Genomic DNA, 14,037 nt, shown 5'->3' on the forward strand with positions numbered 1-14,037 from the left:
AATTTTAATAATAAAAACGGCCTCTTTAACCAGATTGGCAATATTAATATCAGCAATTAATTAAAGATTAATCATTCAGACATACGGAGTGACTCAGCTCAGCAAAGCCAGAAAGATAGGTAATCGCTATATACTTTTTCCCTTCAATAGAGGCTCAGCCATCCCGGCTAGGCAGACCTGAATTTATGTAAGCGGCCTCACCCTAAATTTCGGTCACTTTTAATCATTGAATAACAGGCTACCTGCCCGGCTCTAATCATACTCCGCCCGCTCCAATCCCCAAGACACCAAAACTACCACCATTGCCCACTTGATTTGCAAATACGAATCATTACCATATGAGAAAAGTTCACTTCTGGGAAATCAACCCATGTTTCGCAAAAGCTTGATTGCCATCACCCTCTCCTCCGCAATCCCTGCCTCCTTTGCCAATGACGCGCCTTCCGGACAAAACGCTGTAATGGAGGAGACCCTAGTGATAGGTGTCCGCCAACGACTGTATGAACGCGGCGCCCTTTTGGACGCCATACAGAAGACCGAAGTCGTAGACGAGAGCCTGATCAAGTCCCAACAAGCGGTAAACCTGACGGATGCCATTGAGAAATCCCCCGGTGTACGGGTTTCCAATGAGTGTTCTATGTGCGGGGTTAAGCGGGTAATGCTGAATGGTATGCGCGGGGAGCACTCCACCATCCTCACCGACGGCGTTCCCTTACACACGATGATGGCTGGCTACTACGCGGTAGATGCACTGGCCACCACCGGCATCTCACGTATCGAAGTGGCCCGCGGTGCTGGCGCATCACTGCTGGCACCCGAAGCAATCGGCGGAACCATCAATGTGATTTCCAAGGAGATAGAAGAAACTGGCGTCAACATAAATGCCTCCATGGAGGACAACGACAGTTATTTTCTTGGTTTGATGGCAGGCTATCTAAGCGATGATGAACGTACCCGTACATCGCTGGTCATCCAGGATGACAAACATCACCAGATGGACAACGATGATAACGGCGTCAGCGAAGCACCGTTACAGGAAAATACCAGTTACGTGGTGCGTCTCTCGCAAGACCTGGGCGAAAGGGACAACCTGATCCTTCGCACGGCCTACACCGACTCCAATATTTTTGGTGGCCCCCAGGGAGACAGCATTGGCTCAGTCTTGCACGGTTACGATGGTGTGGAGTCTGACCACTTATTTGTCGACGACGATGTGCGACAGCAATATATCGGTAAACCTTGGGAAACCACCGAATGGATAGCCACCACCCGCAGTGAAATTTCCGGCAGCTGGCTACACGAATTTAACGAGTCCTATAACACTTTGCTGACAGTTGCCTGGTCTGAGCATAAACAGGACTCCTTTTACGAGGGGTTCGACTACAGCGCTACCGACACGCTCAATTACTTCGACCTGCGCAACAACCTGATCCTGAACGACCAGCATATGCTGACGTTTGGTGTCGACCTTCGCGATGAATCCATGCGCTCCGACTCTGCTGCAGGGGCGGAAAGCGACAACTACATCGAAGATAGTTTCGACTACCAAACTACCGGCCTTTACCTGCAGGATACCTGGACAGTCTCACCAGATCTTGAGTTGGCACTAGCCATACGCCTGGATAATGCCAAAGCCGATTTCGTCGCCGAGCAAAAACCCGGTACTGAGATCGATGAAACTGTGGTGGCCCCGCGTATAGACCTGCGCTACCTGCACGACGATCAATGGACCTCCCGCGTAGCGCTGGGGCGAGGCTACCGAGCCCCCCTATCCTTTTTCGAAACGGATCATGGCATCCTGGATGCCGGAGATGGCTTTGCCATCGACATTGAAAGTCTGGAGAAGTCTCTATCTGCAACTTATGCGCTGAGCTTCGAAGGAGAGCGCCTTAACAGTACCCTGTCATTGGCATTTACCGAAGTAGACAACCTCGCGGCATTAAGTGAAACCGAGGACGGGGTACCGCTGCTTACCCAAATGCAGGAAAGTGCCTCTGTAGGCGCTGCCGACATTACTCTCAATTATGCGCTGAACGACAATCTATCTATTGGCGGCACTCTGGAGACCTACGATTACGACGATGTTTTCCGGGAATCCTTTGCCATTGCCCCAGTGGAGCAACGTGCGCTATTCAATCTGGATTACAAAGCCGATTACTGGATGCTATACGCTAGCGCCACCTGGATCGGATCTCGTGACCTGGCTGAATTTGGCTACGAAGGCTTTAACCAGCTGGGCGATTCCACACTTAAGAGCACAAACGCAGACGCCTATTGGACACTGGATATGAAATTGACCTTTGATGTGAGTGAAAACCTCAGTCTGTACCTGGGCGGCAACAATCTCACGGATTACACCCAGGTCGAGGAAGGGGAAACCCCGCTGTTCTGGGATGCCAGTGGTGCCTATGACGTAGCCTATATCTATGGTCCCCTGCGCGGCCGTGAATTCTACCTGGGCTTCGACTGGAACCTGTAATGCGAGCCTGGCTCTTACTCCTCACACTTCTGTTCGCGCCAACTGGCGCGACTGAAGTTCCCACTTCCCTATTCGATTTTGAATTGCGCAGCCTTGCCGGGTCTGAGCGTATCAACTTGCAGCACTTCAAAGACAAGCCAAGCCTGATGGTACTGGTAGAACCCGACTGCCCCTGGTGCTTTCGTCAGGTTCGAGCACTCAACCGGCTTACACACAAGTGTTCACAACAGTTCCAGCCACTTGCCCTGGGTATCAACGGATCGCGCAAAGCACTATTGGCTGAGTATCGAAAATTGCGCCCGGAATTTCCCATGTTCCAGGCGAATCGAAAACTCCAGCAAGTGCTGGGTGAAACTCCCGGCACCCCCTTCAGTTTTCTAATAGCACCCAATGGCAAGCCACTGCGCTGGCTCAGGGGTTATATTCCTGATGAGCAACTGCAGCCAATCCTGGAACAAAGCTTTGGTTTTACCTGTGGTAATACTTCTCAAAAAACGTCATAAATTGAATGATTTAATTTTGTCCTTGGTAAAGCACAGGGGTAGATAGAAAAACAATCGAGCTTTTTCCATTAACTGCCCAACTAGATGCGCGGCGCTGATTTTCGAGAGAAGAAATATTTCCAGTGAAAATGATGCTTACGCTAATACTCCACCGTGAATACTCTAATATCCAGGTTAACTAGTAGCCGCCAGTAAGCCAAACCATGACAACATCTCTACGCCAGCTTTCTGAGATGGTCCGTAAAAGAAAGATCACAGCGACATCCTTAATTGAAGAAGCCTGCGATAATGCGGTTGCCCACTCAGAGCTGGATGCTTTTATCTGCCTGGATAGGCAAGGCGCATTACAGAAAGCACAGCGCATTGATAACGAGCTGAAAGAAGGCAGCAATTACAGACCTCTTGCTGGTACTCCCATCGTCGTCAAAGACAATATGAATGTGAGAGGTATGCAAACGACTGCCGGCACGCCTGGTATGAACTTCCAGGCCAAGGCTTCTGCCCCAATAATTGAGAATCTAGAGAAGGCCGGAGCTATCGTCATTGGAAAAACCAATTTGCACGAACTCGCCTTCGGCGTAACCTCTAATAACGCCGCCTATGGCGCCGTCAGGAATCCTTGGGACAAATGCTGCTTTCCAGGTGGTTCATCCGGGGGAACAGCAGCAGCCATTGCCGCCGGGATCGTATCTACAGGCCTGGGCACGGATACCGCCGGTTCAATCAGGCTGCCAGCAGCCCTCACAGGAATTGTGGGCTTTCGGCCATCCACTGGCTGCCTGAGCACCGAGGGAATAGTGCCCTCTGTGCCAGCGTTTGATACCCCAGGCCCCATGGCTGCCAACGTAGAGGATACCGCCTATCTGTTTGAAATATTAACCGGGTCTGCCCCATCCCAGGCAAAGCCACTCAATCAGCTGCGCCTGGGGCTTGCCCACCCGCTATTTGATAATCTCTCACCAGGTGTATACCAAGCTTTTAAAGCTGCGTTACATTCCCTTAGCTCCGCGGGAGCCACCTTAATAGAAATCGATTTATCCTCGTTAGTGAGCGCAGTCCTTGATGTTGGGTTTCCTATCGGATTTCATCAAATGAAAACCGCTATGACCCAATTCCTGGCGAACTACCAGCCTAATACCCAACTGGCTGAGTTGGTTGCAATGATCAAAAGTAAAGATGTAAAGGCTGTCTATCAGGAGTCAGTAACGGGCCCCAAGGCACCATCAAATGCCGACTATCAGACCGCTTTAAAGAGAATGCCTGGAGTACGCGACAGCTACCTGAAAATCATCCAGCAGCACCAACTAGACGTGATTGTATTCCCAACAGCACCGATCGAGGCTCAACCCATTAGCACGTCATCTAACCAACTGGAACTAAACGGTAAAATGCTTCCGACTCTGGATACACTCATACACAACAATGCCACAGCAGCAGTCACCGGTGCTCCCGGAATAAGCATTCCTATTGGGCGAGGCAATAATGGCTTACCGGTAGGTCTGGAACTGGATGGAGTGCCCGGCGCAGACTTAACACTTCTCGCCATAGCGAAGGAAATTGAGCTTCAGATACCACCACTGGTATCGAATGGCCTGAAGTGAAATTTCAGGCCCCACCTAGCCTATTAATACTTAGTCTTTATAAATCTCTTTATAAATCTCTACAGGCAATTGGTACATACCTGCTGTCGAATAGGGGCCACATTAGAGATGTCTCAATTATTGATAGCTCACTTTAATTACTGACAGCTCGCTTTAACTCCTCTCTTTTCTTTAAAACCATCACCTTAGCAAAAGACCGCACACTGACAGTCTCAGCCAAGTAGAAAGGACTCTGAACAAACAACTTATTCCACTCACTGACCGTTCGTTCACGCCCTCGTGTTCCCATCAGCATCTGCATATCCATTGCCGCTAAATTGAGATCTGTCCCTTTCTCTGGCAGTACAGCATCAACAATAGCTAAAGTCGCATTGTGTTCACCCATCGCCCGGTGAATATTCTTCAAAAGCTCTTTAGCCCTGGTATCATTCAGCAAGTGAAAAATAGCCACACACAAATAGATGTCCTTATCACTTACTGCATTTGGAAGTGGGTCATTTAGGATATCAGCAGGATAAAAGTCTAATTGTTTCCTGACAACATCATTCAGGTGAGTATGCCAATACTCTCGCGCAGTCGATTCTACATTGCTCCTATCAACAATAACTGCCGTTAAGTGTTTGTACGAAGAAAGGATACTCGCACTTTTACTACCCTTTGCGCCGCCCAAATCAATAATTCGACCAAAATTCGCCCAGTTAAAGTCTTGCAAATATTGTAAACCGGTAAGGTGATCAACAGTATCCATTGCATCGGAAAATAGATCACTAACCTTCGGGTGATCATTCATATAATCAAACATCTCCCGCTCATACACACCTTCAAAAGGTACACTGCCCTCCTTGATATGCCCCTCAAAATTGGTAAACCATGGCCTACTGAATTCAGGTGAATTATGCATCAGGATCATACTCTTTACGCTGTTGTCAGCGTTGGTACGAAGCGCCCTTGAATTTCTATTATGGGAGAAATATTTCGATTCCCCTTCTTTAAAAACCCCCATTGCACAGAGCATTCTCATCAATCGATAGAGGTATTGTTTGTCAGCATCGCAAGCATCCGCCAACTTCTCTATTGAAATGGCTTTATCTTCAATATGATCAGCAACATTGAGGCAGGCAGCAGCGTATAAGCAACGAGATTGCCAAAATAAAGATCCTATTTGCATCAAACGAAAGGGAGGCGGGATCAGGCGGTTTGGAATATTACATAAACTGTAAACCGCATTGGAAACCCTCTGAAAGATCCAGTTAGAAACCCTATTCTTTTGCATAGACCTGGGCATAAGAACTCCTCAGAAACAAATATCCGATAAAAATAGCCATTAAAAGAAACATCTCTGTGATTACAAACAGAGACTTAAAAGGTTACATATTTTGTAAACCAGCCTTTAGGATTCGGCCATTAAAATCGGCAAGCTGCTTTAAAAACTCAGGCCCCATTTCCTGGCCCATTTGCTCCTCGAGAACTGGCTTGGCCAGCATGGGTAACATGGCAAGGCTGACAAACGCTATCCTGAGCAAATCATATTCAGTGCCAGTGTCCGAAGGTTCAGCGCCCTGAATTTCCGCCAATCTCCTGGCACCCCGCTGGCGCCCCCGCTCTAAGAGTTGGCGAATAACATTCTTTCCTGGCCCTTCATTAAGTGCCATAACCTTCAAGATTAGGGCTGGAAACCTGGGATTCTTCTGCATTGTGGCATAGTAGAGATCGAAGAAGTCACCGAAATCCCAGTCGCCATCGAGGCTCAGCTGCTCAACCGCATTAATCAGGGGGAGCAAGGTTTGACGAATCATATCTTCGTATAAGCCATCCTTACTGCCAAAGTAATACCGGATCATTGATACCGCCACGCCCGCCTTAGACGCAATCTGGCGAGTGGTTACCCGGTGGTACTCATCGTTTAAAAAGCACTCCCGTGCCGCCTCTATCAACCGATTGGCAACATCCGACTCCCGCATATTCCTTACCGTCCCCGATTCACAATCCAATGGAGGCTAACAGGGTATAGCGCCACCTTCCAGAATGACTATTGTTCAATATAAGGGGTTTGTACGAACACTGAGAGCTTTACTACATAAGAGGACTTTACAGAAAATCAGGAACAATCTGATTCCCCATATACGCCTTCCAATTGAATAACCAGTCTGTCACTAGCGTGCCCATTCATACAGACAAACCCTAAGTCATCCAGATGCTCGTAATTGATAAATCATCGGGAGCTGGTTATCACAGGAATCTATAAAGAACTCGAATTTAATCCGAAATTCTTAAGAGGAAAATCAGATTTATCCAACTGAAAAGAACAAAATATAGGCACGAAAATAGTCTTATTGGATTTTATTAAGTTTGTTTTAGTGTCAAAGCTGCGTAGAATTGGTAGATATTTATCGGTATTTAGGGCCACAACTCAACAGGCTTCTATTGCTAAATAGCTCAGAAGTAAAAGGCCCAAGATCTTTTCAAATAACCCATTTCCCTATAGGAGAACGGTAGCGTGACATAAGAGAAAGTAAAAGGCGCTGACCCAAGGTGCTACCAACACCAGGGGCCAGCTAACCAAATTGATACAGAGACTATCAAAGTGGCTACATGCATAGTACGCTAGAAACCCGCTCGTCTTCAATGAAGTGGAGTACATTCAGCAGCTTGGAGCGATTCCCCAAGCTCTGGGAGCGTATTGCCTGCCTTTTCTTTTTCTACGCCTACCGTTCCCGTGCCCCACCTCAAATTTCCTGCAAACACCGCCCTTCAAGCCTTTCCGTTACGGAATGCCTAATCATAGTATGTGTATCAGTAGGAAAAGAATATGTTGATCTTAAAGCGCCGGACTGGCGAAAACCTCAGAATTGGAACAAATGTCTCTATCACAGTATTAGAGGTTAAGGGGAATCAAGTAAAGATAGGAATACATGCCCCCAAATCCCTACCCGTGCATCGTGAAGAAATTTATAGACGCATTAAACAAGGAAAGGGAATAAGTAATAGCGGTCAGTGAAACCCTACGCCCCCAGCAAGGAAGCCCCAACCTGCTGGGTATCCCCACATTAACCTAAATAGTTAGATTACTACTAGTACTAGCAGAGAATGAAATAACTTAAAAATCAATAGAATTTAGGCAGTAAGGGGAGTTACTGCCATACCGTAGAGTACATTATATCGACAAAGGGACAGCCGTGAATTGGTCAGGTACAGAAATCACTCTTCATCGAAAGAAACTACTCTAGTCTGCTAAAAAGATATTACAGAATAATTAGGACACACCCTAGAAACCCATCAAAATGATAATTCACTTCATATTTTTTTCTATGAATTCGATAATTGAGCTAAAAACAGCTACGTGATGCTCACTATCAGCAGGGCCATGAGCCATATCTGGATAAACTTTCCACTCATAGTCTTTATTAAATTTACTCAACATCATATGCATACGATGCATATGCTCTATATCGACAACCTCATCCTTCTCGCCATGAATAATAAACACTGGGCGACTAAGTTCTTGAGCCAAGTATACTGGAGAGATATCCTTCAAGAGATCGTAATTTTTGACAGTGTCACCAACATTCTCTTGTAACCACTTAGTTTGAGCCTCTGATGTGTAAGGGGAGTTAAGATATAAGTTAACATCTGTAACACCAGCTATACTAACTGCACAGCGAAATAATTGTTGATGTTTAATAGCCATCATCAATGCTGCATAACCACCATAACTCACTCCTGCTGCACAAATTTGTGAAGACGCAATATCCTTACGAGCGCCAACCACCTTTGTAGCCTGATAAATATCCTCAAGCATCAAGTTACCCCACTGCTGAATACCGGCCTCTTCCAGTTCAGCTGAATAGCCACTCGATCCTCGATAATTCACTCTAAGAACAGCATATTTATTCGCCACAAAGAACTGCGTGTAATAATCAAAATACTGATGATCAAAAATACCCAATGGGCCACCATGTGGCATCACTATAAGAGGGTATGGCCCGTTTCCCTTCGGCATATTCAAAACATAAGGAATATCTATTCCCTCTACTTGAATCCAGTCATGAAATTGACGACTCTCAAGCCGACCATCTAAATGAGGAAACTTAGAAGCAACAAGCTGATCAGATTTCTGCCCTTGTTTTCGGATGAAATAGCGTCCAGGCTGATCGTGGGTCTCACTAAAGTAAAGCTTTACAGTATTATCGATACTTGCTCCCACCGTTGTTTCCAGCAAACTGGTCATGCCATCGTTTACTTGTATGCTTTCATCTATATATTGATACTCAAGCTTTCCATCCCTGACAACTTTTACACCAATTAATGCACCCGTTGATTCATCTATAATCAGATCAACAATATCATAGCTATCTGATCGGTAAACTACACTTTCTTCCCCAGTGGAAAAATTACACTGGTAAACAGTGCGATCTTTCTCAGCAGTTGTATCCAGACAAAAGTAAGCACCATCCTCAGGGCTAATAGACACCGGAATAAGAACACCATACTTTTCACCTGCAGATGGCTTCTCCTCTAACTCTTCTTTCGTCCAACTCTTTATTGGAGTTGAAGAAATACCATCAGCAATCCTACTTAGGTGAAGCTTCCCTTCATCGAAATACAGAGCAGATTCTGGCTGACCTGACAGGTCAAAGAACCATCGTGCGGCAAAGCCCTTAACCGAGGCTACTTCATTCTGAGCTGTAAATTGACCGCCATCTTTTCGTACAAGCTTACTCGCTTTCTGGTTAAGCAAGTTCAGTTTTGATACGTCTATCTTGTATACCTTGGAGTAAATCCCACTCTTGGCGTATAGAAAATACCCAGGCTCATCCGGTAAGGCATGAACTAACCATCCTGATGTTTTCACCTCAAATACTTTTGGCGGTAAACTTTTAGAACCTAAAACATCGAGCACCAATAAACGATAAGCAGGCTTGGTATCGAGTAAATTTTTAACACCTTTTTTTAACTCCATAAATTGCGCAACAATATATCTAGGACCGATCCAGCGAATGAATCGGATTGACGCATCCCTAGGTGTTAAGGCTTTCAGATCAATCAATGTTCTCTTAGATCCATCCACACTATTCCAAATAACCAACTTCTGGCTTTCATCACCCTGAGCTACAGAGGCTACAAACTTCCCATCAGGACTAATCTGAGCCGTCATAGTTTCAACGGGCTTAAAGTAAGTTTCAGCAGGCATCGCAACTGCCGACCCAACATTTACTATGAAACTCAACAAAGCTAATTGAATTAGCTGACAAACAATCTTCACTGCTCTACCTCCAGCGGACCCTGCCAACTATTAAAGAACACATCTTGTACTCCCGTGCCAGACACTAGAGGATATAACTCAGTTAACGATCCAAGTGATGCTTGGATTTCATTAAAATCTGTTGCTATACGATTTTTTAAATAAACTTCAATCGAATCTGATTTTCTCTGCTTACCTATGAACAAGCTGCCAATGTAATTGGTCTTTTCTGCTTCCACATGAAAACGCCAAGTACGTCGACTAGACGTATCTAGCTTGTATGGAAGATTAAAATAAGGTGCATTAATTTGAGTAATTTGGTAAAGGCCTGAGGGGATAGCCATTAAGTAATAGCCTGAGGGCTTACCCTTTAGGCTGATATGGTAACGGTTATTTTTTCGCAGCCTGGTTTTTTTTCCACTTTCTAAGTAGGTGCTTCCGTTCGAATACAATTTAAAAAATTCAATCGAAGGCGCCGTTCCACCCACATCAAGCTTCACCAGTACATATCCCTGCCTACTTCCCAAATCAGGTGGATTTTCATAAGATACCAGTGATAGAGTTCGTGCAATTACTGACTCCGATAAAAAAAGCGCAGTAAAAATGGCACTCTTTAAAAAGAGGGCCATTCGGCCTGAGTTACACTCTATCAGCCTTTTATTCTCCAGATTTTGCGTCAAGATACCGCTTCCATAAGTTCAGGTTTGCAAATGAATGATACGGCTGAGAATATTATCTTAGAGCTAGTTGCAATACAATTAGCAGGCATCGACCAAAATTATGGAGAGTAATATGCCCGGGATAAAACCCTTCAGATGTATAAAGTTTTACCCACTTATACTTTTGACCTGTATAATAATTATACAGGGCTGTGCGGGGCAGGTTAATATACTGCCTGCTCTGGAAGAGAGCGCTCCTATTAATGATCAAGAGGGTATCGTAGTCGCTCGGATCATCAATGCCTCAGGTAACCCCCTACCCTTTAATCAGCTTACAATCAACCCTGAAAACCTGAATGAGTCAAAGTCAATAAAGCCGGAGCGCCTCCTAGCCGCAAAGCCAAAATTAAATGGCACGACCGTATTTGCCTCCTATGTCAAACCTGGAAACTACTCTCTGAGTAGCATTCGAGCGTTTTACGCCAATGGTAATGGATGGTATAGCCGCTTCGTCAGTGCAAATGAAAAACTGGGAACCTTCTCCGTAAACCAGGGAGAGGTAACAGACCTCGGCACACTAATCTATTATCCGAAACCTCAAGGTGATAGGTATCTTGACCTCTTGATTCGAGCCCCAGAATCAGAGAAAGGTGAAGTGCTTACGAAATACTTCCCATTCCTTAAGTACAACCCCGAGGTACTTAATGGATGGCATGTTGATGAAAATGATGAGGAACGTGAATCAACGTATATATCTATTGCACAGAATCCTGTGACATACAATGAGCAGTATGTTTCGCCGGCCAATTCTATCTATTTTCTAGGCAAGATTGGTGTATTTATCAAGCGGACCTCTGAAGGAGAGTGGGAGCTTGATGCTGTTGACACTAATCATGAATTAACCGCCATTGCTCAAAATAAAAATGGTGACCTGGTGGTAGGGGGTAGTGAAGGAGCTCTTTTCTGGCGTCCAGCTTTTGGGGACTGGCTAGATATATCACTAGAGCACAACTCTCATGTAGAGCATTTAAGAATGCTTGATACAGGAGAAATCGAGATTTTGGTTGCTCGTGACTTTGAGCTAGATATTCTAAGAGGCGCCGTATCTGGTTCAGATGTACAATGGAGACTAATTAACCGCTATTCCACTAATTCGAGTAAAAGATGGGATCATAGATTAGAAGCTGAAATAAAAAACAAACAGGCTCACTCAAAAAAAATAGATCGCCACATATACAACACAACACTATTTGAACTCAATGGGCAGAACTATATAAATATCCGTAACCACTCAATCTACGAAAATACCATATTTGCGACAATCAATAGCGAAATTTTCATTTATAACCCCGACAATTGGATGATCGAAAGATCTGTTAATGACTTTGAATTTTCAGCAATTATTGATGCTGGTGCTGTTCAGCTAGGTATTGAAAAAGCTGGCTTTTGGTCATTGAGTGGAAAGCCAACCTATCATAAAATCGACCAAAATGGCGCTCAGAATAAAATAACAACCTATATCCGAAGCTGCCCGGATAATAAATCTCCAAAAAACTCATGTCGTAAAAAGAGCTTTACATTCCGATCCGTTCCCTGGTTCTCCAATAAAAATGATGCTATTGCTATTGTAAGCTTTGCGTTAAATAGCTTTTCTGATGGAACTCGTGATACTGAAGTCAAAATCCTAACCACCACCGATGGTGGGGAGAGCTGGGTGGCAACCGAAAATGAACCGCCGACAGACTATTGTACCTCTATAGTCCCTCAGATTGCCGACCGCCTGTTGGTATCCTGTGATGGTGCCAATGGGGACTTCTATGAGTCAACTGACTTTGGAGCCAATTGGCATCAGGTAAGACAACAGGATAATTTCTAGCAAAATATGGGTGAGCATTGGTATTTTATATGCTCACCCATATTAAGTTAAAAATAGCCTATATCGTGCATCACCCCTAAATACTATTGAATTAGTAATTTTTTATTTACACACTTCAATGGCTAGCCTGATTTGCACAAGGTTTCACTTTACCAGATGCCAAACTCCGCCCAAACTCCCACAGCAAATGATATGCTTAGCTCTAGAAAAGGAATACCGGCTGCAGGCCAATGCACTTCTATCCATAGTAATTCTGAATACCCATTGAAATCAGATTGCTTACTATTCCGCCCCTCTATCTCAGGAAATCTAATAGCGTACAGCGCCTCTTTAATAGTATTTTCCGTTCAGTACTAATGGCTGTATGAATAATTGGGCTTTTACTATCTGCGATAAAAATCCAAGGCACATTTAAGAGCATGTGAAATCTAAATATATAAAATATAAGGTACCTTTATATCTGTACAAGCACATAAGATTGCTACTACACCTTGAACAGATTAGTACTTTTTAAGCTGGAATAAATTACCCATTTCGTATGCTGAATAAATTTCCTGCATTGCTTCTTCGGTCACTTGATTGATCTTTTCGATCGTAGGGTTCAATCCAGTACCGTCCACAGTTGTTCGAAATGGCCGACTTGAAGGCTCCGTCTTCAGTAAGTTCAGAACCGCATCTGCAACTAATTGCGGACTGGGGGCATCCTCTGATTCATGGCCCTTCTCAGTACCGGCCCACATTTGCTCAGGGGCATCTGCATATTCACCATAACTCGCAGCCACTTCTTTATCACTTGCTCTTAACAGGTTTGAGCCAAAACCGGTTCCAAATCCGCCTGGTTGAACAATCAAAGATTGAATACCAAATTGCGCCAGCTCTACGCGATAATTCTCTGCCATTCCTTCTACCGCATGTTTGGTGGCATTATAAGAACCAAGAAAAGGTAATACGAACTTGCCTAAAATGCTTGATATTTGAATGAGAGTTCCACTGCGGCGTTGTTTCATCTGCGGCAACACTGCACGTATTAAACGCTGAACGCCAAAAACATTGATATCAAAAACCTTTTTAAAGTCCTCGATGGTAAAGCTCTCCTGCCACCCGAGCGTACCGACTCCCGCGTTATTAATTAATATATCAATTGGACCGACTTCTTTAGTTGCTTGAGCAATACCATTGGCGACGCTCTCATCATCGGTTACATCAATATCGACGACAACGATACCTTTAGCAATAAGCTCATTGGCTACAGAAGCATTGCGGCCACTTGGATCTCGCATGGTGCCGATTACTTTATAGCCATTATTTGCAAGTGTATTGGCAATGAGATAACCGAAACCACTATTTGAACCAGTAATAAGCGCTGTTTGAGTCATGATTGTCTCCTTAAATTTTTCATCACATCAGCTGCCGCAAAGATTAAAACTTGTACGCGCATCAATGGAATTAATTTTATGTATATAGTACTGAACAAAAACAATAGCTAAAAAACCAGTACGCAAAAGGCTTTATAAGCCACCCCTATTGATCAGATATTCAATCAGGGAGTTTTTAAAAAAATAAGAAAAAAGGACTTCAGCACAAAGAGCCGGATTGGTTATCTATCAGCTCTTTTGTCTAGTTTTTAGTAAGCAAATAGACAGACATATCGTGCCGAATAAGAGAAACATACGAAAT

Annotated in this window: 10 protein-coding genes; 5 read left to right on the forward strand and 5 right to left on the reverse strand. The window is 44.6% G+C overall.

What is annotated here, in order from left to right; genetic code table 11:
- Positions 1-370: 370 nt before the first annotated feature.
- From ACJJJB_RS11090 to ACJJJB_RS11100, 3 genes are all read left to right on the forward strand, one after another.
- Positions 371-2,479, forward strand: a complete 2,109-nt coding sequence (locus ACJJJB_RS11090) for a TonB-dependent receptor plug domain-containing protein (RefSeq protein ID WP_444946518.1) — start codon at positions 371-373, stop codon at positions 2,477-2,479.
- Positions 2,479-2,982: a TlpA family protein disulfide reductase gene (locus ACJJJB_RS11095; RefSeq protein WP_445366248.1), complete on the forward strand. Its 504-nt coding sequence runs from the start codon at positions 2,479-2,481 to the stop codon at positions 2,980-2,982. Before ACJJJB_RS11090 ends, ACJJJB_RS11095 begins: the two co-directional genes overlap by 1 nt.
- 203 nt (positions 2,983-3,185) lie before the next feature.
- Positions 3,186-4,583: an amidase family protein gene (locus tag ACJJJB_RS11100; RefSeq protein WP_444946516.1), complete on the forward strand. Its 1,398-nt coding sequence runs from the start codon at positions 3,186-3,188 to the stop codon at positions 4,581-4,583.
- A 133-nt stretch (positions 4,584-4,716) separates the two neighbouring features.
- On the opposite strand, the gene ACJJJB_RS11105 is transcribed toward ACJJJB_RS11100, so the two are convergent.
- Positions 4,717-5,868, reverse strand: coding sequence for a methyltransferase (locus ACJJJB_RS11105; RefSeq protein ID WP_444946515.1), 1,152 nt, complete (start codon positions 5,866-5,868; stop codon positions 4,717-4,719).
- Between the two features lie 82 nt (positions 5,869-5,950).
- Positions 5,951-6,544 (reverse strand): TetR/AcrR family transcriptional regulator, encoded by a 594-nt coding sequence (locus ACJJJB_RS11110; protein ID WP_444946514.1) that lies wholly within the window; start codon positions 6,542-6,544, stop codon positions 5,951-5,953.
- 848 nt (positions 6,545-7,392) lie between these two features.
- On the opposite strand from ACJJJB_RS11110, the gene csrA reads away from it, so the two are divergent.
- Positions 7,393-7,581 carry a carbon storage regulator CsrA gene (gene csrA, locus ACJJJB_RS11115; protein WP_444901282.1) on the forward strand — a complete coding sequence of 63 codons (189 nt, stop codon included), beginning with the start codon at positions 7,393-7,395 and terminating at the stop codon, positions 7,579-7,581.
- Positions 7,582-7,872: 291 nt separating this feature from the next.
- Here csrA and ACJJJB_RS11120 read toward each other — a convergent pair whose 3' ends face one another.
- Positions 7,873-9,846, reverse strand: a complete 1,974-nt coding sequence (locus ACJJJB_RS11120; RefSeq protein WP_020413234.1) for an alpha/beta hydrolase family protein — start codon at positions 9,844-9,846, stop codon at positions 7,873-7,875.
- Positions 9,843-10,505, reverse strand: a complete 663-nt coding sequence (locus ACJJJB_RS11125; protein WP_444946513.1) for a hypothetical protein — start codon at positions 10,503-10,505, stop codon at positions 9,843-9,845. The genes ACJJJB_RS11120 and ACJJJB_RS11125 overlap by 4 nt, the downstream gene beginning before the upstream one ends.
- 112 nt (positions 10,506-10,617) lie before the next feature.
- On the opposite strand from ACJJJB_RS11125, the gene ACJJJB_RS11130 reads away from it, so the two are divergent.
- A complete protein-coding gene (locus tag ACJJJB_RS11130; protein ID WP_445366249.1) occupies positions 10,618-12,360 on the forward strand; it encodes a WD40/YVTN/BNR-like repeat-containing protein in 1,743 nt (580 codons plus the stop codon).
- A gap of 500 nt (positions 12,361-12,860) precedes the next feature.
- On the opposite strand, the gene ACJJJB_RS11135 is transcribed toward ACJJJB_RS11130, so the two are convergent.
- A complete protein-coding gene (locus ACJJJB_RS11135; protein WP_444946511.1) occupies positions 12,861-13,736 on the reverse strand; it encodes an SDR family oxidoreductase in 876 nt (291 codons plus the stop codon).
- Positions 13,737-14,037 lie beyond the last annotated feature (301 nt).

The sequence above is a fragment of the Microbulbifer variabilis genome (genome assembly GCF_052468405.1).